The organism is Micromonospora sonneratiae (assembly GCF_042679305.1).
Lineage (GTDB): Bacteria > Actinomycetota > Actinomycetes > Mycobacteriales > Micromonosporaceae > Micromonospora_H > Micromonospora_H sonneratiae.
Genome location: NZ_JBHTMP010000001.1, coordinates 180,394 through 201,252 on the forward strand (window position 1 = coordinate 180,394; position 20,859 = coordinate 201,252).

A 20,859-nucleotide genomic window follows, 5' to 3' on the forward strand; every position below is an offset into this window, starting at 1 on the left:
GAGGTCAGCCAGTAGGTCGCAGCTCCCTGGGGCGTTCCACCCCGATGGCCGCGCGATAGGCGTCGTCCAACGCCCGCCCGCCGTCCTCCTCCTGTGCCACGACCTCGCCACGCACGAGCACGTAGCCCCGGTCGACCACGGAGCGCAACACACCCAGCGCGGGTTCGGCCAGCAGCACCGCCACGCCCTCCCGGGCCAGACCGGTCACCGTACGGGCCAGTTCCTGCACGATGAGCGGGGCGAGACCGGTCATCATCTCGTCCAGCAGGAGCACCTTCGGCGAGCCCATCAACGCCCGGGAGACCACGAGCATCTGCTGCTCGCCACCGGACAGCACGCCGACCAGACTGCGCAGCCGGGTACGCAGGATCGGGAACCGGTCCAACGCGTTGTCCACCGCGGACTTCGGCAGATGCAGCAGCTCGGCCATCACCTGCAGGTTGTCGGCCACGTTCAGGTGCGGAAAGAGCTGCCGCCCCTGGGGCACGATCGCGATGCCGGCCCGTGCCCGAGCAGCCGGCCGCAGCCGACTGACCTCCTCACCGTCGAGGGTCACCTTGCCGGTCGACGGCACCGATCCGTACACGGCCAGCAGCAGACTGCTCTTGCCGGCACCGTTCGGCCCGACCAGCGCGGTGACCGTACCGCCCGGGACGGTCACGGTCGCGTCGGTGACGGCACTGGCGTGACCGTAACGGACGCTGAGCCCGTCGACCTTCAATTCATGAGCGGACATCTTCCACCTCCGCCTCCCGGGTTCCGGTCTCGGACCCGACGTCCGGATCGTCGACCGAACCGAAGTACACCTGCTGCATCTGCGGGCTGGCCAGACACTCCCGTGGCTCTCCGTCGAAGGCGACCCGGCCCCGATCGAGCAGCATGATCCGATCGACCAACCGGGCGACCAGGTCCACGTTGTGGTCGACCAGGATCACGCCGTGCCCACGCCGCCGTACGGTGTGGATCACCTCCGCGATGCCGGCGACGCCCTGCGCGTCGGACCCGGCGAACGGCTCGTCCAGCAGCAGCACCAGCGGATCCTGTCCGAGCGCCCGCCCGACCTCGACCAACCGTTGTTCGCCCAGCGACAGGTCACCGGCCTCCCGGTCCAGGCCCTCGATCCCCAGTTCCTCGGCCAGCAGCCGGATCGCTCGCACATCGTCGGCGACCCGGGGTCGTAGTGCGCCGGCGAACGCGCCGACGGTCATCCGCCACAGCGACGCGTGCCGACGGGCGGCGCGACCCAGCAGCAGGTTCTCCCGGACACTCAGCTCCAACGCCAGTTGCGGATACTGGAAGGTACGGGCCAACCCGGCCCGGGCCCGACGCGAGGCCGGACCGGACAGCTCCGCCCCCCGCAGCACCAGTTCGCCCGCGGTGGCCGCCTGGGTACCGGAGATCAGGTCGACCAGGGTGGTCTTGCCGGCGCCGTTCGGGCCGACCAGCCCGAGCACCTCCCCGGCCCGCAGCTCGAAGGACACGTCCTCCAGCGCGGTCACCCCGCCGTAGCGTTTGGTCAGGCCCCGCCCGACCAGGAGCGTTTCCTCACCCATGGTCGACCCGTCCCTTCCTCGACAGCGCCCAGATCCGGGTGCGTAGCTTGTCGGCGTACCCGATGACACCGCGCGGCGCGATCAGCATGATGACCAGCACGCCCAGGGCCAGCAGCAGCGTGCCGCTGGTCTGGATGGCCGGGAAGTTGAGGGTCAGTTCGACGGCCAGCACCGCTCCGGCGACCGCACCCCACGGAGTCCCCGCCCCACCGATGAGCGGCATGAAGATGGCCAGGAACACGATGTTGAGGGTGAACGTGTCGGGGGTGATGCTGCCGGCCGAGTAGGTGAACAACCCACCCCCGACGGCCGCGATCGCCGCCCCGAGCCCGAGGGCGACCAGGTTCATCACCGGCACCCGTACGCCGGCGGCCTCCACCGCTCGCGGTGCGTCCCGCATGGTCCGCACGATCACGCCCCAGGGCGACAGCCGCAACCGGTCCAGCAGGAACGCGATCACGCAGACCACGACCGCCGAACCGACCACCACCTGGTAGTGGTCGGGGGTCCAACCGAACAGGTTGAGCGGACGCAGGTTGCCCAGGCCGGCGGAGCCACCCGTGATGCCCTCACCGTCGATCAGGAAGGCGGTGAACGCCATGCCGAAGAGCAGGGTGACCGCAGCGAGGAAGAAGCCGGACAACCGCCGGGTCACCAACCCCAGCAGTACGGCGATGAGCGCCGCCACGATCGGCCCGACGATCCACGCCACGGCCAGCGGCAACGCCGTCTTCGTGGAGATCAGCCCGACGGCGTAGCCACCGATGCCGGCGTAGGCGCCGTAGGCCATGGACAGGGATCCGGCCATCAGGTACGGCACGTACATCCCGAGGGCGATCAGCGCGTAGGTCGCGGCGGAGGTGACGAGGGTCTGCCGGTAACCGTCGCTGCCGACCCAGAGCAGGATCAGGGCCGTGGCCACGACACCGAGCGCGAGTCCGCCGATGCCCGGTACCTCGCGGATGTCCCAGCGGCGGGTCTCGCCGGCCGCAGGTCGACTGGCCAGCGTGGTCATGCGCGCACCGTCCTGACGAACAGGCCCTGCGGGCGGAAGGCGAAGAAGAGCAGCGCGATCAGGAGCATTCCGTACACGTGCGACTGGCCACCGAAGTAGTACGGCAGGAAGACCTCGGCCAGGCCGAGCAGCATGCCACCGACGAGCGGGGCCCACACCGATCCGGTGCCGCCGATCACCACGGCCAGGAAGCCGGACACCGACCAGTGCAGCCCGGAGAGGGAGTGGACGCCCGCCTTCGGCGCGAACAGCAGGCCGGCCACTGCGGCGAGGAAGCCGGCCAGCAGGAACGCGATGAGCCGGATCCGGTTGACCGGCAGACCGAGCAGGGCAGCGGCGTTCTTGCTGTCGCCAACCGCCCGCAGCAGACGACCGGTCCGGCTGGACCGGATCCAGACGGCGGTGGCTCCGAACGCCACCACGGTCACCGCCATCAGCAGCAGGGAACTCGGCTGGATGACGGTCTCGCCGACGGTCACCGGATCGAACGTGGCGAGGCTCTGCCCCGGCAGCGTCGGGTGACCGAAGAGATAGCCGGCGAGCTGCTGGATCGCGAACAGCACCGCCGCCACCGCCACCAGCGCCGGCAGTTCACCACCGCCGCTGCGGTGCTGTACCGGTCGAACGACACCGAGCTCGGTGACGGCGGCCAGGGCCAGGGTCGCCAGGACCCCGATCGCGGCGGCGCCCCACACCCCCATGTCGTATTCGATGACCAGCCAGGAGGTACACAGGCCGGCCATCATCGCGTACGGACCGATTGCGAAGTTGAAGAAGCCGGCACCGACCTGTACCAGGTAGTAGGCCAGCGCCAGGATGCCGAAGAAACAGCCCATCTCCACCGCGGAGAGCCAGAGCTGGAGTTCTGTCATGGAAACTCCTCGGGAACGTACCGGGTGAGGGTGGCCGGTTCGCCCATGCGCACCCTCACCCGTGCCAGGTCAGGCAGTGCAGGGTGGCTGGTAGGTCGCCCAGGGACCCTTGGGCCGGTTGTCGGCCCCGAACTCGATCAGCGACAGGCCGCAGAGCCCGTCCGCGCCGAGGTGCTTGGTGGGAGAGAACGACAGCGTGAAGTTCTCCTGGCCGAACGTCGCCGGGTAGCCGCTCAGGCTCTGGATCGCCTCGTTCAGCTTGGCCGGATCGTCCGGACCGCCGGCCTTCTCGATGGCCAACTTGAGCAACTGCACCGAGTCCCACGCCTGCGCGTCGAAGGCGGTGATGTCGTAGTCGTCGCCGTTCTTCTTCTTGAGCAGCTCGGTCAGGGCCTTGGTACGCGGGTTGTTCTGGTTGATCGAGCCCATGAAAATCAGACCGTCCAGGGCACCGGCGTTGGCCAGCTTCCACGACGAGGGCTGGTTGCCGATCGAGGCCAGCGAGAACCTCGGCTTACCGCTGAGCTGCTTGGCCAGCGTGTTCTGGGCCAGCACCTCGAACGCGCCGCCGACGCTGGTCACCAGGACGGCGTCGGGATTGGCGTTCTTGAGCCGGGCGACCTGGGCGGACAGGTCGGAGGCGTTGGCCGCCCCCTTCTCGGTGGCCACCAACGTGACACAGGGCATCTTGTCGAGCAACGCCTTGTTCAGTGCCGCGATGGTCGTGGTGTCGTCGGTGAGCACGCCCAGCTTGCTGATGTTCGCGGCCTGGAAGGCCCCGCAGTAGACCCCGGCCCAGTCGGCGGTGGTGTTGGCCAGCATGTAGATGAGTTCGTTGTTGGGCGGGTCGACCAGGGTCGAGGTGACGCCGGTCGGTGCGATCGCCGGCAGCTTGAGCTGGGTGAGCGTGGACTTCGCCTGCATGACCGCGGCACTGCCGCTCTGCAGGAGGAAGGCCTTCGCCCCCTGGCTGGCGAGTTTCTGCAGTACGGCGGGGACCTTGGTCGGATCGCTCTCGTCGTTTCCGACCACCAGCTTCAACGGACGGCCGAGCACGCCGCCCTTGTCGTTGATGTCCTGGACCGCCACCCGGATCGTCTTGCCGGCGATGATGCTGTACGAGGCACCCGGCCCGGTGCTGTCCTCGTCCATCCCGATGATGATCGGTGCTCCGGTCGCGGTGCCGCTGGTGGGTTCGTCCGTGTCGCTGCCGCCGCCACCGCACCCGGTGGCGGCCAACGCGAGGGCGGCTAGACCTGCGACCAGGCCAGTCGTTGTTCCCTTTGATATGGCCACTTCTACCCCTGCCTCGCACGTTCTGGTAAAGGATCTGGGTTATATGTCCTTTTGAAGGGGTCTCGGCTAGGCCGAACTCCCACTGCCGACCACAGCGGTCGACGACCGCCGACGACGTGCGCTTCCAGTGACGCAACTTGACACGTCCCGGAAACCTATCAAGCGCTTGGTTGAAGCACATCATGCTGTCGAGTCCGCGCCGTGTCAAGGACCACAATGTGACACCGGCATCACGAAAAGATCAAGAGGTTCCGCCGTCCCGTGCGCGGGCAACCACCCTGGTCAAGGCCACGATGTGAGCCGCCATCAGGTGACGAAGCACCCCATCGACAGTTACGGAGAGTTGGCGAGGCCGTCACGAAAGACGTAGCCGTCGGGGTGGTTTCCGTGACGGATCCCGTACATGAAGTTGCGATCGACGGCCGGAGCCGCTATGGACCACCCCCGACGACAGGAACGGCGAACGCAACGGCCTGGCAACCAGCGGGCAACACCAGGCCGGTTTTCCGGTCTCACCCTGGCCGGGCCGCCGAAGTGCTACCACTGCGAGAGAAGGTCGGACGAGGGCAGAGCGAGCTGATCATGCGCAAGAGCATCGAGTTGGACCTCAGCTCCTCGGATCCACACCTACGAAGGCCCACGTTCCTGGAGCTGTTCTTCGACCTCGTCTTCGTCTTCGCACTGACCCGGATCGTCGCCCGCATATACGAGGGACTCACGATCCGCCCCGCCGGACACGAGTTGTGGGTGGTTTCGCTCGGGTTCTGCAAGTCGGTCTTGCTGCTGGTGGCCCTCTTCGCTGTCTGGCAGGGCACAGCCTGGTCGACCAGCAGGTACAACCCGGATTCCGGGATAGTTCAGACCGTCGTGATCATCGCGCTGGTCGGCAGCATGGTGATGGGCGTGGCCCTGCCCCGGGCGTTCAGCAGCAGCGGTCTACTCTTCGCGGTCGCGTACTGCGTGGTACAGGTCAGCCGTCCCCTGCTGTTGCTCACCGCGGTACGCGAGCATGAACGACGTTCCCTCAAAGTCCGGATGTTGATCACGCACAGCACCCTGTCGGTGGCGTGGATCGCGGGCGCATCGACCACGGGCTGGTCCCGGGGCCTGCTCTGGACCCTGGCGCTGGCCACCGAGTACACCCTCGTCCGATTCGGCTGGCCGGTACCGGGGCTGGGGCGTTCCCGTTCATCGAGGTGGAACATCGCCGGCAGCCACCTGGCCGAGCGGTTCCAGCAGTTCTTCCTGATCGCGCTCGGCGAGACGATCCTGGTGATCGGTTGGGCCTACAGTGACCATCTGGCCCCCGAGCGCACGATCGCATTCGCGGTCTCGATCGCCACGTCAGTGCTGATCTGGCGGATCTACTTCCACCGCGCCGGCAGAATCCTCGCCGAGGCCGTTGCCCTGTCCAGGCATCCCGCGACGATCGGTAGGTCCGCCGCCAACACGCACCTCGTCATGACCATCGGCATCGTCGCGACCGCTGCCGGCTACGAGCTCTCCATCGGCCACCCGCTCGATCAGCCGGAACTCAGCTGGCTGCTGCCCATCCTCGGCGGGCCGGCGCTGTTCATCGCCGGCCGGTCCCGCTTCGAATACGAGGTGTTCTCCCGAGTGTCCCCCTCGCGGATCGTCGCCATCGTCGTGCTTATCGCACTCGTCCCCGCCGTACAGGGGGCACCCACGGTGGTCGCCTCAGCCGCCGCGATGCTGGTTCTCACCGCGGTGGCCATCGCCGACGCACGTCGGTCGCGGGGCGCCCCTCCCGAGCCTGCCGCACCGCCGTTCTGACCGACCGGGTCACGCCCCGGGTCAGACGGGGGCGATCTCGTGGACCACGGCAGTCACCACCAGCGATTTCGCTGTCTTACCAGCGGCATTGGTGACGGTCAGCGAGTAGGTGTGCCGCTGGACATCGCCCCCCTTGCCGCTACAGGGAAAGTTCAACGTCTCGGTGCCGGTCGGCGGATAGTTGTCGGCGTAGATGCCAGGGCCGTCGACGGACAGGGCGACCTTGTCGACGTTGGTTACCTTCCAGGCCAGCACGACGGGGGTTCCGGGGATGGGATTGGCGGTCGTACCAGCGGGACAGGTGGGTTTCTGCTCGATCCGGAACGAGACGATCGTCGGACGAATCGCGGCGGACCCCGCGCTCCGGTCCGTACCCCCGGGCCTCCCGTTACCGCTGCCGCCGGGAACCGTACCGCCACTGGGGGCGGCCGTGGCCGGCGCATGACCATCGACACCGGTGCTCGGTGCAACCGGGGACGCCGACGACGCGACCGGGTTTCCGGGGCCGAGCCCCTCCTCGGCACTTCTCGTACCGTTGTCGCCGCCCCCACACCCGGCGAGCAGCAACAGCACGCTGACGAGGGCAGCGGTACGGATGGACTGTGGGACGGGCATGCTCGCTCCTTGAGGACACCGTCGGGGCTGCGACATGGTTCGCCTCTTCACGTTAGGGAGCATTGCCAAACGTGAGAATCCCGGTTTAGTGCCAATCGAAATCGCTGATCGTACGGGAGCCGGGGGTCGCGCCAGGCAGCCTGCCGGGGTCGCCCGGGCAAACCCTGAGCTCAGGATCGGTCGTTGCCCGGCCCGGGGCACGATCCCTCACAGTCGGCGACACCGACCTAGGCAATCAACCAAGCGCTTGGTAGCCTCCTGCTCAGCCTGATTGCTTGAGGCAATCATTCCGAGCAGAAGGCAGCGAAGAAACGTGTTCCGTGCGCTGCGCCATCGCCCGTTCCGGCTCCTATGGCTGTCCGTGCTGCTGATCCAACTCGCCCACTGGCTCGCGGTCGTCGCCTTCCAATGGGAGGTCGCGAACCGCACGAACAACGACGCGCTGCTGCTGGGCGTCCTCTACTTCTTCATCATGGCGCCGTTCCTGCTCTTCTCCCTGCCAGCCGGCGTGCTGGCCGACACGCGGGACCGACGACGCCTACTGGTCACCGCACTCTGCTGCGCGGTAGCGCTCGACAGCCTCTGCATCCTGTTGGCCGGGCTCGATGCGATGCCGACCGTCATGGTCACCGCGTTGGGTTTCCTGGCCGGTTGCGTCGTCACCGTGGTCTCCCCGACCAACCAGGCGCTCACCGCCAGTGCCGTGGACCCGGCTGACCTGACCAGCGCCATTCCACTCCAGGCTGCCGGTCTCAACCTGGCCCGGATCCTCGGCCCGGCGCTGGCCGGCCCGCTACTCATTCTGGCCGGCTCGACGTTGGCCTTCACCGTCTGTTGTCTGACGGCCATCGCAGCAGCTCTGTTGGCCTGGCGGCTACCGACCCCACCTCGACCACCAGCCCCGCTGGTGCGGACCGGAATGCACCGACAGATGCTGGCCGGGATCACCCATGTCCGGCAACGGCCCCCAGCAGCGACGGCCCTGGCGATCACCGCCATCACGTCGCTGTTCGGCTCGTCCTATCAGGCCCAGCTACCGATCGTCGGTGCCCGCATCTCCGACGACGGCAACTCGGCGTTCCTGGTCCTGGTCACCCTCGGTGGTATCGGTTCGCTACTCGGCATCCTCAGCGTCGCACGCCGCCGGGGCCGGGTGACGCTGCGTTCCGCCGCCTGGCAGGTGGTGGTGCTCGGGATCGTGTTGGCGCTGGTCGGGCTGACCACGTCGGCACCGCTGGTCGCCCTGCTCATCGTCGCCGCCGGCGGCCTCACTCTCTCGATCATGACCTCGGTCAACTCGATACTCCAGCAGGTGGTCGACGACGTGCAGCGGGGAAGGGTGATGAGCCTCTACATCCTCTGCTGGGGTGGGCTGTTGCCGTTCGGCGGGTTGGCCATGGGTGCCATGAGCGAGGTAACCGATCCGGGCTGGACATTCGCGGTGTTCGGCGCGGTGACCACGGCCGCCGGCCTGGCCTCGACCATTCGCACCGGGCACGGCCGGCCCCGCCTCGGCTGACGCCCCCGCTCCCGCGGCCGGCAACTGTATGGTTGCCCGCACGCCCGCCTGTTGCCGACGGGGTTCCCGTTGCCGGCCGATACCACGCCCGCCGGGAACGAGAAGGATCCTTGCCAGGCTGTCGAGCTGGGCGCACAGACGGGGCAGCCGCTGCGACACGATGGCACGAGCTACTGAAAGCGCCTGGCGCTGTCGCGTCAATTCCCGGTCGATTGGTCAGGCGTACGTCGACGTCCCGGACATACGTCGCCGGGCCGGGCCGGTCCGGGATCGTCGTAGCAGATGTGGGACGACGGGCAGGCCATGTGGGGGGTTGCAGCGGTCTCCTGGAAACCGGCCGCACAGCCCGGCCGCCGGCGGCAGACGTGACGGCCCGAACGCAGGTCCAAGGCTCCTGACTATGGGGGCACCCCGGTGCCCGGAAAGACGTACGGCCGCCTTCGAGGTGACCACCGGGTCCAACCGGACCGGGTGGCTCATCGAAGGCGGCCGTCGCGCCGAGCGCTACCGTCCACGCCGAACAGTCAAGCTGATCTTCACTTCACCATGGCCACGGCCCGCAGGTCCATGTAACCCAGGTTGGCCCAGGGAAGGTTCTTGGCGTTGATCACCTTGGGGTTGGCGATGATGGCGTGGGTCTGCCGGCAGAGCGGGATGAACCAGGCCTCCTGTAGCACCTTCTCCCAGATCTGCTGGTAGAGCTTGGCGCGCTCCGCCTCCGGCAGTGTCGGGTTGGCGGCCTGCTCGGCCAGGGGCTGCACCGCCGCGGTGTCCGCGACGATCCGGTAGCTGCCGAGGAAGTACGTCGCCAGCGTCTCCGCCGGATCACCCTTGGGGTTGAACCCGTTCGACACCATCGAATCGAAGTCGCCGGCCTGGTAGCGGGCATCGTGCTCACTGTTGGGTACGGGGACGAGCTTGACGTCCGCGCCCGCTTCCTTCAACGCGGCCTGGATCACGTTGGCCGGCTGTTCCGTGTTCGTCTGGGCGGCAAAGGTCAGGTCGAACTTCACGCCACCGGCCTCCGTGACCAGTTGCTTGGCCTTCGCGATGTCCGGTGCGTACGGGTACTGGTAGCCCTTCAGCGCCGGCCAGGAGTCCTCCGGATAGAACTGCCGGTACGGGGTGCAGGTGCCGGAGAAGAGCGCTGCGATCTTCTCCGGGTCGATGGCGTGGGCGATCGCCTGCCGTACCTTGAGATCGGTGAGGTTGCCCTTCTTCGCGTCGAGGAAGAGGCTCATCACGTTGCGGAACTGCACCTTGTCGATGTTGAAGGTGCCGCGTTTGGCGAGGTCGTCCGCCCGGGTCAGATCGTTCGGCGCACTGACCCCGGTGATGTCCAGTTCCCCCGCCGCGACGCCGTTCAGCCGGGTGGTGTTGTTGGCGACCCGGGAGATCTCGAGTCCGGCCAACTTGCCGACCTCGGGATCCCAGTAGCTGGGTGCCCGCTTCATGGTGATCTTTTCCTGGGGCACGAACGCGGTGACGACGTACGGGCCGGAACCGGCGTCGCCCGGGTTGTTCGCCAGGTCCCGGGACGGGTCCGCCAGTGCCTTCGGGCTGATCATCATGCCCGCGTTGGAGCTGAACAGGCTGGGCAGTTCGGCCCCCTGCCCCTTCACCAGGTGCAGCCGGGCTGTCGTCGGGTCGACCACCTCAACCGACGTGATCGACTTCAGTGCCTGCTTGACCGTGCTCTTCGGATGGGTCTTGCCCCGATCGAGGTTGGCCTTGACGGCGGCAGCGTCGAAGACGGTGCCGTCGTGGAACTTCACGTCCGTGCGGAGCTTGAGTTCGAGGTAGGCACCGTCGCTGGAGAACTGCCACGACGTGGCCAGCATGGGCAGCAGCTTGTCCTTCCCATCCACCTGCGTCAGCCGGTCGTAGATGGGTGAGAGGTTTCCCTGGCTGGCAACGCTGGCCAGCATCATCGGGTCGAGCGTCGGCATGGGAAGGGCCCAGGCCACCCGCAACACCGCATCGGGATTGATCTCCGACGAGCCGGACGGCTTGTTCGTACCACCGCCAGAACAGGCAGTGGCGGTGAGTGCAACGACGCCCAGAAGGGCAACAAGTACCTTATTTCTTCGCAGGATCACGCTAATCCTCTCAAGTTAAGAATTGGCCGCCTAGTGGACGAAAGGGTCAACCGCGGATTACCGCTGGGCCCGCCTCGTCGAGCAACTGCACGATGTCGACATCGTCGAATCCGTATTCGCGCAGCACCTGCTCGGAATGCTCCCCCGGCAGCGGCGATGGAAGGTGTACGCCGCTGGGCGTACGGGAGAACCGGGGCGTCGGAGCCGACTGCCGTACGCCCTCGTAGTCCACGTAGGCGTCCGGTGTGTGGTAGCGCCGGTCGCTCATCGCCTCGTCGACAGACAGGACCGGGGTGACACACGCCTCCACGCCCTCGAAGGCCACCGTCCAGTCAGCGAGGTCGCGACTGCGGACGACTTCGGCGATCCGCTGCTTGAGGACCGGCCACGACGATCTGTCGTTCTGCCCGTCGACCGGTACGTCGGTCAACTCCAGAACCCGTAGGAGGTTCGCGTAGAACTCCGGCTCCACCGCCCCGACCGCCAGGTACCGACCGTCCCGCGTGGCGTACACGTTGTAGTAGGGCGCACCGGTGTCGAAGGCGTTCGTACCCCGTTGCGGATGCCAGTTCCCCCTGGCCAGCAGCCCCTGTACGACGATCCCCAACTGCGCGGTGCCGTCCAGGATCGAGGCGTCGATGACCTGCCCCCGCCCGGAGCCGTTCCGCTCCACCAGGGCGCTGACGATGGCGAAGGCCAGGGTCAGCCCGCCACCGGCGAAGTCGCCGAGGTACATCAGCGGTGGGACCGGACCGGAATCACCGGTCCCGATGGTGTCCAGCAGGCCCGAGGCAGCGAGAAAGTTGATGTCGTGCCCCGGTTCTCCCCGATTCGGTGCGGTCTGCCCCCACCCGGACATCCGGCCGTAGACCAGGCGGGGATTGGCCTCGAGACACTGCTGCGGTGCCAGGCCGAGCCGCTCGGCGACACCCGGCCGGAAACCCTCCATCAGGACGTCGGCCCGGTCCACCATCCGGCGGGCAGCGGCCTGGCCGCGTGGAGACTTCAGATCCAGGGCGACGGAGCGTCGACCCCGGTTCATGACGTTGTTTCTGGCCCGGGTGCGCTGCGTCGCCGAGAGGTCCGCGCGGTCGATCCGTACGACGTCGGCCCCCATGTCGGACAGCAGCATCCCGGCGAACGGGACCGGTCCCAGCGCGGCCAACTCGACCACCCGTACGCCGACGAGCGGACCCTGGGACTTCGGGCGAAGATGTGTCATCCGGCTCAGTCCACTCTTCCTAGACGCTCTTCTTCCGGCCGGGCAGTTCGCTGGCCCAGGTGTCCGCGGTCACTCCGTCCGTACGCAGCTGGTGCTTGAGCACCCGGCCCACGGGATTACGGGGAAGCCCGCTACGGAACTCGATGAACCTGGGCATGGCGTAGCGGGGCACCCGTCCGACGGACCACTCGTGCAGTTCCGGCTCGGTAAGCGCACTGCCTTCGACCCGTACCGCGGTGACCTTGACCTCGTCCTCGTTCAGCGCCGACGGAACGGCGTGGACGGCGACCTCGACGATGTCGGGGTGGGCACCGTAGATCGCTTCCAGCTCGAAGCTGGAGATGTTCTCGCCGCCCCGACGTAGGTAGTCCTTGTTCCGGTCGACGAAGTAGAGGAAGCCGTCGTTGTCGATGCGGCCCAGGTCGCCGGTGTGGAACCAGAGATCCCGCCACACGGCCACGGTCTGCTCCGGCCGACCCCAGTAGCCGTCGAACATCGCGCCGGGCCGCTTCGGCCGACAGACGATCTCCCCGACGGTGTTCGCCGGAACCGGGTAGCCGTCGGCGTCCACGATGCGGACCTCGAACGAGTCGTTCTCCTTGCCCGCACTCCCGGCCCGGTACTGGTCCGGCGGCGTGGAGGTGATCAGGGATGCCTCTGTCATGCCGTACGCCCCGGCACCCACCCGGGCCACCCCGAAGCGTTCCTGCCAGACCCGTGCCAACTCGGCGGACACCGGCGATCCGCTCACCACCCGCAACTGGCCACGGGCCCGTACGGCCGCCTCCGTCTCCGGTGCTTGGGCGATCATGGGCAGCATCGAGCCCATCAGGGCGGCAATCGTCGCGCCGCTGCGTTCGATGTCGTCCCAGAACCGGCTGACCGAGAACCGGCTGGCCAGGCTGATCGAACTCCCCAGCAGCACGGTGGCGGTGACGTGGGAGACCGCAGCCAGGTGGAACAGCGGCAACGGGGTCCACAGCAGTTCCTCGGGCCGACGCTCGACGTTCGCCATGATGTCGCGGGCCATGTTGCAGATGTAGCTGTGGCTGACGATGCATGCCTTGGACGGACCGGTGGTTCCCGCCGTGTAGATCAGATGGCTCGGGTCCCGTGGCCGGGAGGGACGAGCCCGGAAATCGCTGTCGCCCTGGGCCAGCACCGCATCGAAGGTGAAGGTCGCGCCGGAGTGTCCGGCGACGGCGGCATCGGCACCGTCGACCACCACGGCGGTGAGGTCGGCGGCGATGCCACTGGCACCGCGCATGAGTTCCTCGGCGAACTCGGTCTGCGCGATGAGCAGCCGGGGCGCACTGTCGGTCACCTGGTGTCGCAGGATCTCGCCCACGTTGGAGGTGTTGTAGGGCACCACGATCACGCCGCACTTGGCCGCCGCCCACCAGCTGAGCAGGGCCGTACGGCCGTTACGGGCCATCACCCCGACCCGGTCGCCCGGTGCGACGTGCGCGGCGAGAAAGTCGGCCAGTTGGTTGGCCTCGCGGTCCAGTTCCGCCAGGGCGTACGGCTTGTGATTGAAGTAGATCGTGGTGTCGGAGCCCTTCGCCAGGCCGGTCTCGATTCCGTGCAGGATCGACTTTCCGTTGAGTTGATCGCTGGCCGGCCAGCCCGTCATTGTTCCTCCTCCATAGTCCGGCCTCGCGTACCGACCGGTCGCCCTGGCCGACGTGAGCTGCCCCGGGACGACGCTCGCGCAACGATGCCGGCCATCGACACTCGACACGTAACCAAGCAAGCGCTTGGTTCAAGGTAACAATGCCCCCGATGCGGGTCAAGGCACTGCCACCCCGGCCAATCAGCCAACAAAGTCGACCCCAAGGCCCGATCCGGAGCCCCCGCACCCCGAGGCCTTGACCTCGACGAGCACCCCGACCTAGTTTCGTAGCAAGCGCTAGCTTGGTAGCGACATCCGTTCCAGTCAACTCGATCGAAGGAGGGTCGGATGACTGCCGCCCCGCCCGGAAACCTGGCCACTGCCGGTCCCCCGGCATCAACCGAGGAACCACTGGCCTATCTGGAGCGACTCCGCTCGATCGTCGGCAAACGGGGCGAACCACGCCGGGCCAAGGACCCGATCAGTGGACCGATCATCCGCATCTGGTGCGACGCGGTCGGTGACGAGAACCCTGCCTACCAGGTCCCCGACTGGGCCCGACAGTCCCGGTTCGGCGGGATCATCGCCCCCGCGACCAGCCTGAACATGTGGACCCTGCCCGGCAACCGCAGAGCCCACCGGTACGGGGAACCCCTGGACGTCGTCACCGCGATGCTGGCGGAGCGGGGCTTCACCTCCGTCGCCGCCGTCAACAACAACCACGAGTACTTCCGACCGCTGCGCCCGGGCGACCATCTCTCCCAGATCCAGCACATCGGAGCGGTGTCCGAGGAGAAGCAGACCGCCCTGGGCCGGGGACACTTCGTCGACCTCGTCAGCGAGTACGTCACCGACACCGGCGAACTGGTGGGGCGGGTCCTGTTGCGGATGCTGCGCTGGAATCCGTCGACCAGACCGGCAACACCGACGGGCGACCGGGGCACGCAGGACCGGGGCACGCAGGACCGGCTCCAGCCGATGACACGACCGCGCGCGAAGTCGGTACCGGCCGCCTCCGGAACCGGGAGCGTACGTTCCTTCCTGCAACCGGTCTACGCCGTCGAGCCGACCGACGAGCGACCGTTCGTCGTCGCCGAGGTGGAGCTGGCCGACGGCACCACCCTGGTGGCGGATCTGCTCAACGTCGAGCCGGACTCCGTCCACGTCGGGATGCGGGTCGACGTCCTGTCCCGGCAGACCCGCTCCGGTGACCTGATCCCGGTCTTCCAGCCCGCCCGGCCGACACGGCGGGTCGACACGATGACCTTCGCCGGCGTCGAGCCGGGAACGGTACTCGCACCATGGCCCGTACCACTGACCCAGCTGTCCATCGCGGCGCTGGCAACCGCCACGTTCGACTTCAACGACGTGCACCTGGACCGCGACGCGGCGGTACGGCGCGGTGCGCGCGACGTCTACATGAACATTCTCGGGTCCACCGGGCTGGTCAACTGCTTCCTGACCGACTGGGCCGGACCGGAGGCGATGCTGAAGGCCATCCAGGTCCGGCTACAGAAACAGAACTACCCGGGTGACACGCTCACCCTGGTCGGCACCGTGGTCGAGAAACGCCTCGAGGACGGTGCGGGTCTCGTCGACGTGGAGGTGCGGGGCTACAACGCCCTGGGCGATCACCTGGTGGCCAGGTGCACCCTGGACCTTCCGGTCGCGTGATGTCCAGCCCACCCGACACCGGGTCCCGGTCGTCCGGAGACGATTCGATGCACGCCTCGGTCCTGCTCCGGTCGGGTCCGGGCGAACCACTGCACCACCGGCGGGTGACCAGACCCGTCCCCGGGCCGGACGACGTGCTGATCCAGGTGTACGCGGCCAGCCTGGACCGGGTCGACAACTACATCCGTCGCGGCACACACGGGATGGCGGTCACCGAGCCACAGACCCCCGGCCGGGACATGGCCGGTGTCGTAGCGGCGGTCGGGACGAACGTCCACGGTTTCCGGCCGGGTGACGAGGTGATCGCCCTCGGGTCCCGGACACACGCGGAGTACGCCCTGGCCCCGTACTGGCACACGCTGCGCAAGCCGCCCGAGTGGTCGTACGCCGAGGCGGCGGCGCTGCCGACGGCCGGGCGTACGGCGTACGACGCGATCGTGAACATCACCCGGGTGCAGCCGGGTGAACGCGTCCTGGTCGTCGCCGCCAGCGGAGCCGTGGGCAGCTTCGCCCTCCAGCTCAGCTCGCACCTCGGTGCCGAGGTGTACGCCACGGCCGGCCAGGACTGGAAACGGCGTACCGCCTGCGCCCTGGGTGCCCGGGCCGCACTGGACCACTACCGTGCCGACCTGGCCGACCAGATCCGTGCCGCCACCGGCGGGGCCGAGATGGACGTCATCGTCGACCCGATCGGCGGGGAACTGTGGGAGCGCCTGTTGACGGTGCTGGCCCCGGGCGGTCGGATCGTCACCTGTGGAGTCACCGCAGGGGCACGGGGCAGCCTGCACCTCGGTCGGCTGATGACCAGGGGTTGGCACATCCACGGCATCGGTCGCCCCGGCCGGACGCAGATCGCCGAGCATCTGCGGGGCTGCCTGGACCTGATGGTCGCGGCCGACCAGCGGCCGATCGTGGACCGGACGTTTCCGCTGGCCGAGGCGACGGCCGCACACGACTACCTGGAGGAGTCGGACTTCTTCGGCCGCGTCGTGCTCACCAACATGGCCGAGGAACCGTCGACGCGGTAGCGGGTCAGCAGTGTGCCCGGTGTCCCGGCATGAAGTGCCACACGGCCCCGGAACCGAATCCACCGGTTCCGGGGCCGTTTCCGGTCCTGTTTCCGTTTCCGTCCGGCCGGCCCGTCGTCCCCTGGACCCGGTGGGGACGACCCGTCGTTCCTGGACCGGTGTTCCGGTGACGACGCCTCGTCGTTCCTAGACCCCTCGTCGTTGCTAGACCGGTTCCGGTGGGGACACGAAGATGCCCGTACCCAGCACCGTCGGCGTACCACCGGCACTCAGCCGGCCTTCGACGGTGGTCTTGCGGCCGTGCCGGGAGGACACCCACGCCGACAACTCCAGGGGCTGCTCCAACGGCGTGGGGGCGAGGTAGCGCAGGGTGAGCGTCCCGGTCATGGCCGTGATCCCCAGGGCCCGCACCAGCGTTCCCATGATCCCGTCCAGCAACAGCGCGCTGTAGCCCCCGTGCACCAACTCCGGTGGCCCCTCGAACAGCGGACCCGGTGTCAGGGTCCCGCTGGCCGTACCGTCGGCCCCGATGGTCACAGCCATCGGTACGGCCAGCGGGTTGAACAGGCCGAGCACCGGGTCGGCCGAACCCTGGACCCGCCCCTGGAACGGTGCGGTGGGCAGCGGGAACCGCAGACACCGGGGGCGGGTGGCGGTGGTGAGCAGGTCGGTGATCCGTTCCACCCGCTCGGCTGCCCAGCGCAGCTCGTCGGGCGTAACGTCGGTCAGGGCCACGGCGGACATGAGTCGACGGGTCGCCTCGACCAGGTCGGCCCGGTCACGATGATCCGCCGGGTCCCAGTCGCTCCCCGGAACCTGCCCCGGCCCGCCGTTCGCGGCGCGTTCGCCCGCCCGTACGACGTCCCCCATCACGATCGCGTGGCGTCGAGCATCCGTTGGCCACTGGCGTCCCGGGGAACCGGCACCGGGATGGCGGCCAACAGCCGCCGGGTGTACTCCTCGGTGGGCTCCTGGAAGATCTGCCCGACGGTGCCCTGTTCGACGACCCGACCGGCCGCCATGACCAGCACCCGGTCGGCGATGACCTCCACCAGGGCCAGGTCGTGGCTCACGAACAGGTAGGCGAGACCGAGCTCCTCCTGTAGATCGCGCAGCAGGTTGAGCACCTGCGCCCGGACCGACACGTCGAGTGCGGCAACCGGCTCGTCGCAGACGATCAGACTCGGGTTGAGCGTCAGTGCCCGCGCGAGGGCCACCCGCTGTAGCTGTCCACCGGAGAGTTCCGCCGGATAGCGCCCCAGGTAGCGGCGACCGATGCCGACCCGGTCGAGCAGTTCCGCCGCCCGTCTGTTCCGGGCGGCGCGGTCGAGATCGGTGTGCACGAGCAGCGGCTCGGCGACCGCCTCGGCGACGCTCATCCGGGGGTTGAGCGAGCTGTGCGGGTCCTGGAAGATCATCTGCATCCGCTGGCGCAGTCGGCGCATCTCGGCCGCACCGATCCGGAGGACGTCGACACCGTCGAACATGATCCGTCCGGTGTCCGGTTTGATCAGTCGCAGGACCATCCGCCCCAGGGTGGACTTGCCGGCTCCGGACTCGCCCACGACCGCCAGGCACTCCCCCCTGTCGAGGGTGAAGCTGACGTCGTGTACGGCGGGTAGTCGTTGCTTCGGTCGGCCCAGGAGATCCCGGCCGGTGGAGAACGACTTCGACACATTCGATACGTCGAGCAGGCTCATGGGACGGTCACTCCCCGAAGTTCGATTTCCTTCGTCCGTAGGCACCGGGTCTCGGCCGTCGAACCCGCCGGGACCAGCCCGGGACGGTCGACGTCACAGACGCCGGGTTCGCGGTACGGACACCGGTCATGGAACCGGCAGCCGACCGGCCAGTGGCCGGGAGCCGGGATGCTGCCCGGGATCGCGGTAAGCCGCCGGTCGGTGAGCAGCCCCGGTTTGGGGATGGCGGCCAGGAGACCCGAGGTGTACGGGTGCGTCGGCCGGAAGAAGACATCAGCGGCCGATGCGGACTCGACGATCTGACCGGCGTACATCACCATGACGCGCTGGCAGAGTTCGGCCACCACCGCGAGGTCGTGGCTGACGAACAGCAGCGACACCCCGGTCTGTTCCTGGAGCTCACGCAACAGGTCAAGGATCCGCTTCTGCACCGTGACGTCGAGCGCGGTGGTGGGCTCGTCCGCGATCAGCAGGCGTGGATTGCAGGCCATGACCATGGCGATCATCACCCGTTGGCACATGCCACCGCTGAACTGGTGCGGATAGTCGTCCACCCGCTGGGCGGCCCGGGGGATCTGTACCAGGTCGAGCATCTCGATCGCCCGGGCCCGGGCCCGACGTCGGTCCAACCCGAGGTGTCGACGGACCGACTCCGCGATCTGCTCCCCCACCGTGAAGGCGGGATTCAGGCTCCGGATCGGCTGCTGGAAGATCATTCCCAGGCTCGGCCCACGCAGCCGTTGCCACTCCCGCTCGGGCAGCGCCGTCAACTCACGGCCGTCGAAGGTGATCGACCCGGCGGTGATCCGACCGCTGGAGACGCCGACGAGTCCCATGATGGCCAGCGACGTGACCGTCTTGCCGGAGCCCGACTCACCGACCAGTGCGGCGGACTCCCCCTGCCCAAGGGTGAAGGACACGTCCTCCACCACCGGCAGCCACTCACCGCCGGCGGCCGGGAAGGACACCGCCAGGTCACGTACCTCGAGCAGTGGGCGGTTCTCCATGTCAGTCTCCGTTACTGCTTGCGGAACGGTTACGCAGCATTCCCCTGCGCACACCGTCACCGAGGTAGGTAAAGGCCAGCACGGTCAGGAAGATCATCACGCCGGGTGGCCACACCAGGTACGGCGCCAGGCCCATGTTCGACGATGCGGTGGAGAGCATCGAGCCCCAACTGGAGGCGGGAGCCCGTACCCCCAGGCCGAGAAAGCTCAGGCTGGCCTCTGCCGCGACGGCGGTCCCCAACGACACCGAGATCACCAGCATGATCGGTGGCATCACGTTGGGCAGGATGTGCCGGACGACGGTACGCAGACTGGTGCACCCGAGGGCGACGGATGCCTCGATGTACGTCTCGTGCCGCACGTCCATCGTGCTGGCCCGAGCCACCCGGAAGAACCGGGGTGCCATGATCAGACCGATGGCCAGCATGGCATTGGTGATCCCGGGGCCGAGCACCGCCACGATGGTGATGGCCAGTACGAGCGACGGGGCGCTCATCAGGGCATCCATGATCCGGGTCAGCACGGCCCCCAACCAGCCGCCGAGGTAACCGGCGATCACGCCCAGCGGCAGGCCGATGACCAGGGCGACGACGACCGCCTGGACCGCCGCCTGCAACGACACCCGGGCACCGAAGATCAGTCGGCTCAGCACGTCCCGGCCGTAGTCGTCGGTGCCGAGCCAGTAGTCGGAGTTGGGTGGCTGCAACCGGTGGTAGACGTTCTGGGCGTCCGGGTCGTACGGCGCGACCAGCGGTGCCAGGATGGCACCGACGACGAGCAGGAGCAGGAAGCCGCCGGCCACGAGGGTGGAGCGACGCCGCAGGATTCCCCGCAGCATCCCGGTGGGCCGGGTCTCCGGCTCGCTGCCGAAATCGTCGACGAGTTCGCCCGCGGGCGTGGTGCCCTTCGTCATGTGCGCACCTTCGGGTTGAAGTAACCGTAGGAGATGTCGACCAGCAGGTTCACCACCACTACGACGGCGGTGGAGAAGAGGACGAATCCGAGCAGCACCGGAATGTCACGGCTGAGCACGCTGTCGACCGCCAGACTTCCGAGCCCCGGCATGTTGTAGATGACCTCGATCGTCACCGATCCGGCCAGCACCTCGGCCACCCGGAAGCCGAGCACCGTGACCACCGGTACGGACGCGTTCTTCAGCGAATGCTTGAACAGGATGGAACTCCGGCTCATCCCCTTCGCCTGGGCGTTGAGGATGTAGTCCGACTTGAGTACCTGCCCCAACGCGGACCTCAGTTGCAGGGTCACCTCGGCCGCCGGCAGCAGCCCCAGGGCGATGCCCGGCAGGATGAGATGCGACAGCCAGGGCCAGAAGCCGGCGGACAGCGGCTCGAACCCGAAGGTGGGCAGCAGTTGCAGGCTCACCGCGAACACCGAGGCCAGCACCAGCCCGAACCAGAACGCCGGGATGGCGATGGCGATCGAAGCCAGCCAGTTCACCAGCCGGTCGACCAGCCCGCCCGGCCGCAGCGAGGCCACGATCGCCATGGCGACGCCCAACAGCACGGCCATCACCATGGCGAACAGCACCAGGGACATGGTGGTGCCCATCCGCCGTACCAGCAGGTCGGTCACCGCCTCGTTGGTGACGAACGACTGACCGAGGTCGCCCTGTAGCGCCGCGACCACCCAGTCGAAGTACCGTTCCAGGACCGAACCGTTCAGGTTCAGCTGTTCCCGGATCGCCTCGATCCGCTCGGGGGTCGGCTGGTCGCCGGCCAGCACGACGGCCGGGTCGCCCGGGGCGAGGTCGATGAGCAGGAAGACCAGCAGGGGCACCACCAGCAGCAGTGGGATCCCCACGAGCAGTCTCCTGCCTGCGTAGCGCAGCATGC

At 68.1% G+C, this 20,859-nt stretch carries 18 protein-coding genes; 4 read left to right on the forward strand and 14 right to left on the reverse strand.

Going from position 1 to position 20,859, the window contains the following annotated elements; translation table 11 throughout:
- Positions 1 to 4: 4 nt before the first annotated feature.
- From ACFQ4H_RS00880 to ACFQ4H_RS00900, 5 genes are all read right to left on the reverse strand, one after another.
- Entirely contained in the window at positions 5 to 736 is a 732-nt protein-coding gene (locus ACFQ4H_RS00880; RefSeq protein WP_377565702.1) for an ABC transporter ATP-binding protein, read from the reverse strand.
- The gene (locus ACFQ4H_RS00885; protein WP_377565704.1) at positions 723 to 1,553 is read right to left on the reverse strand and encodes an ABC transporter ATP-binding protein; all 831 of its coding nucleotides are present in this window, start codon (positions 1,551 to 1,553) and stop codon (positions 723 to 725) included. The genes ACFQ4H_RS00880 and ACFQ4H_RS00885 overlap by 14 nt, the downstream gene beginning before the upstream one ends.
- Positions 1,546 to 2,568, reverse strand: coding sequence for a branched-chain amino acid ABC transporter permease (locus ACFQ4H_RS00890; protein ID WP_377565706.1), 1,023 nt, complete (start codon positions 2,566 to 2,568; stop codon positions 1,546 to 1,548). The genes ACFQ4H_RS00885 and ACFQ4H_RS00890 overlap by 8 nt, the downstream gene beginning before the upstream one ends.
- Entirely contained in the window at positions 2,565 to 3,440 is an 876-nt protein-coding gene (locus tag ACFQ4H_RS00895) for a branched-chain amino acid ABC transporter permease (protein WP_377565708.1), read from the reverse strand. The genes ACFQ4H_RS00890 and ACFQ4H_RS00895 overlap by 4 nt, the downstream gene beginning before the upstream one ends.
- Before the next feature lie 69 nt (positions 3,441 to 3,509).
- Positions 3,510 to 4,736, reverse strand: a complete 1,227-nt coding sequence (locus ACFQ4H_RS00900; protein WP_377565711.1) for an ABC transporter substrate-binding protein — start codon at positions 4,734 to 4,736, stop codon at positions 3,510 to 3,512.
- Positions 4,737 to 5,318: 582 nt separating this feature from the next.
- Between ACFQ4H_RS00900 and ACFQ4H_RS00905 the strand changes: the two genes are divergently transcribed.
- Entirely contained in the window at positions 5,319 to 6,530 is a 1,212-nt protein-coding gene (locus tag ACFQ4H_RS00905; RefSeq protein WP_377565714.1) for a low temperature requirement protein A, read from the forward strand.
- 21 nt (positions 6,531 to 6,551) lie between these two features.
- On the opposite strand, the gene ACFQ4H_RS00910 is transcribed toward ACFQ4H_RS00905, so the two are convergent.
- Positions 6,552 to 7,145: a hypothetical protein gene (locus ACFQ4H_RS00910; RefSeq protein ID WP_377565716.1), complete on the reverse strand. Its 594-nt coding sequence runs from the start codon at positions 7,143 to 7,145 to the stop codon at positions 6,552 to 6,554.
- A gap of 313 nt (positions 7,146 to 7,458) precedes the next feature.
- Between ACFQ4H_RS00910 and ACFQ4H_RS00915 the strand changes: the two genes are divergently transcribed.
- On the forward strand, positions 7,459 to 8,664 hold the full coding sequence (locus ACFQ4H_RS00915; protein WP_377565718.1) for an MFS transporter: 1,206 nt from the start codon (positions 7,459 to 7,461) through the stop codon (positions 8,662 to 8,664).
- 536 nt (positions 8,665 to 9,200) lie between these two features.
- Here the strand turns inward: ACFQ4H_RS00915 and ACFQ4H_RS00920 are convergent.
- The 3 genes from ACFQ4H_RS00920 to ACFQ4H_RS00930 are packed head-to-tail and all read right to left on the reverse strand — an operon-like array spanning position 9,201 to position 13,618.
- The gene (locus ACFQ4H_RS00920; protein ID WP_377565720.1) at positions 9,201 to 10,763 is read right to left on the reverse strand and encodes an ABC transporter substrate-binding protein; all 1,563 of its coding nucleotides are present in this window, start codon (positions 10,761 to 10,763) and stop codon (positions 9,201 to 9,203) included.
- Positions 10,764 to 10,809: 46 nt separating this feature from the next.
- Positions 10,810 to 11,985: a CaiB/BaiF CoA transferase family protein gene (locus tag ACFQ4H_RS00925; RefSeq protein ID WP_377565722.1), complete on the reverse strand. Its 1,176-nt coding sequence runs from the start codon at positions 11,983 to 11,985 to the stop codon at positions 10,810 to 10,812.
- 19 nt (positions 11,986 to 12,004) lie between these two features.
- The gene (locus ACFQ4H_RS00930) at positions 12,005 to 13,618 is read right to left on the reverse strand and encodes an AMP-binding protein (RefSeq protein WP_377565724.1); all 1,614 of its coding nucleotides are present in this window, start codon (positions 13,616 to 13,618) and stop codon (positions 12,005 to 12,007) included.
- Between the two features lie 327 nt (positions 13,619 to 13,945).
- Here ACFQ4H_RS00930 and ACFQ4H_RS00935 point away from each other — a divergent pair, with 327 nt between their 5' ends.
- Positions 13,946 to 15,271: an FAS1-like dehydratase domain-containing protein gene (locus tag ACFQ4H_RS00935; RefSeq protein ID WP_377565726.1), complete on the forward strand. Its 1,326-nt coding sequence runs from the start codon at positions 13,946 to 13,948 to the stop codon at positions 15,269 to 15,271.
- Positions 15,271 to 16,299 (forward strand): quinone oxidoreductase family protein, encoded by a 1,029-nt coding sequence (locus tag ACFQ4H_RS00940; protein ID WP_377565729.1) that lies wholly within the window; start codon positions 15,271 to 15,273, stop codon positions 16,297 to 16,299. The genes ACFQ4H_RS00935 and ACFQ4H_RS00940 overlap by 1 nt, the downstream gene beginning before the upstream one ends.
- A gap of 204 nt (positions 16,300 to 16,503) precedes the next feature.
- Here the strand turns inward: ACFQ4H_RS00940 and ACFQ4H_RS00945 are convergent, their stop codons facing one another.
- Genes ACFQ4H_RS00945 through ACFQ4H_RS00965 form a run of 5 tightly spaced genes read right to left on the reverse strand, consistent with a single transcriptional unit; the run spans position 16,504 to position 20,857 of the window.
- Positions 16,504 to 17,169, reverse strand: coding sequence for a PaaI family thioesterase (locus ACFQ4H_RS00945; protein ID WP_377565732.1), 666 nt, complete (start codon positions 17,167 to 17,169; stop codon positions 16,504 to 16,506).
- A complete protein-coding gene (locus tag ACFQ4H_RS00950) occupies positions 17,169 to 17,999 on the reverse strand; it encodes an ATP-binding cassette domain-containing protein (protein WP_377565735.1) in 831 nt (276 codons plus the stop codon). The genes ACFQ4H_RS00945 and ACFQ4H_RS00950 overlap by 1 nt, the downstream gene beginning before the upstream one ends.
- Positions 17,996 to 19,006: an ABC transporter ATP-binding protein gene (locus tag ACFQ4H_RS00955; RefSeq protein WP_377565738.1), complete on the reverse strand. Its 1,011-nt coding sequence runs from the start codon at positions 19,004 to 19,006 to the stop codon at positions 17,996 to 17,998. The genes ACFQ4H_RS00950 and ACFQ4H_RS00955 overlap by 4 nt, the downstream gene beginning before the upstream one ends.
- A 1-nt stretch (position 19,007) precedes the next feature.
- Complete coding sequence (locus ACFQ4H_RS00960; RefSeq protein ID WP_377565741.1) at positions 19,008 to 19,919, reverse strand: ABC transporter permease; 912 nt, start codon at positions 19,917 to 19,919, stop codon at positions 19,008 to 19,010.
- Entirely contained in the window at positions 19,916 to 20,857 is a 942-nt protein-coding gene (locus ACFQ4H_RS00965) for an ABC transporter permease (RefSeq protein WP_377565744.1), read from the reverse strand. The genes ACFQ4H_RS00960 and ACFQ4H_RS00965 overlap by 4 nt, the downstream gene beginning before the upstream one ends.
- Positions 20,858 to 20,859 lie beyond the last annotated feature (2 nt).

Excerpts from the sequence above, each read along its gene's own strand:
- ACFQ4H_RS00880 (WP_377565702.1), bottom strand. The coding sequence starts at position 736 with ATGTCCGCTCATGAATTGAAGGTCGACGGGCTCAGCGTCCGTTACGGT.
- ACFQ4H_RS00885 (WP_377565704.1), bottom strand. The coding sequence starts at position 1,553 with ATGGGTGAGGAAACGCTCCTGGTCGGGCGGGGCCTGACCAAACGCTAC.
- ACFQ4H_RS00890 (WP_377565706.1), bottom strand. The coding sequence starts at position 2,568 with ATGACCACGCTGGCCAGTCGACCTGCGGCCGGCGAGACCCGCCGCTGG.
- ACFQ4H_RS00895 (WP_377565708.1), bottom strand. The coding sequence starts at position 3,440 with ATGACAGAACTCCAGCTCTGGCTCTCCGCGGTGGAGATGGGCTGTTTC.
- ACFQ4H_RS00905 (WP_377565714.1), top strand. The coding sequence starts at position 5,319 with ATGCGCAAGAGCATCGAGTTGGACCTCAGCTCCTCGGATCCACACCTA.
- ACFQ4H_RS00910 (WP_377565716.1), bottom strand. The coding sequence starts at position 7,145 with ATGCCCGTCCCACAGTCCATCCGTACCGCTGCCCTCGTCAGCGTGCTG.
- ACFQ4H_RS00925 (WP_377565722.1), bottom strand. The coding sequence starts at position 11,985 with ATGACACATCTTCGCCCGAAGTCCCAGGGTCCGCTCGTCGGCGTACGG.
- ACFQ4H_RS00930 (WP_377565724.1), bottom strand. The coding sequence starts at position 13,618 with ATGACGGGCTGGCCGGCCAGCGATCAACTCAACGGAAAGTCGATCCTG.
- ACFQ4H_RS00935 (WP_377565726.1), top strand. The coding sequence starts at position 13,946 with ATGACTGCCGCCCCGCCCGGAAACCTGGCCACTGCCGGTCCCCCGGCA.
- ACFQ4H_RS00940 (WP_377565729.1), top strand. The coding sequence starts at position 15,271 with ATGTCCAGCCCACCCGACACCGGGTCCCGGTCGTCCGGAGACGATTCG.
- ACFQ4H_RS00945 (WP_377565732.1), bottom strand. The coding sequence starts at position 17,169 with ATGGGGGACGTCGTACGGGCGGGCGAACGCGCCGCGAACGGCGGGCCG.
- ACFQ4H_RS00950 (WP_377565735.1), bottom strand. The coding sequence starts at position 17,999 with ATGAGCCTGCTCGACGTATCGAATGTGTCGAAGTCGTTCTCCACCGGC.
- ACFQ4H_RS00955 (WP_377565738.1), bottom strand. The coding sequence starts at position 19,006 with ATGGAGAACCGCCCACTGCTCGAGGTACGTGACCTGGCGGTGTCCTTC.
- ACFQ4H_RS00960 (WP_377565741.1), bottom strand. The coding sequence starts at position 19,919 with ATGACGAAGGGCACCACGCCCGCGGGCGAACTCGTCGACGATTTCGGC.
- ACFQ4H_RS00965 (WP_377565744.1), bottom strand. The coding sequence starts at position 20,857 with ATGCTGCGCTACGCAGGCAGGAGACTGCTCGTGGGGATCCCACTGCTG.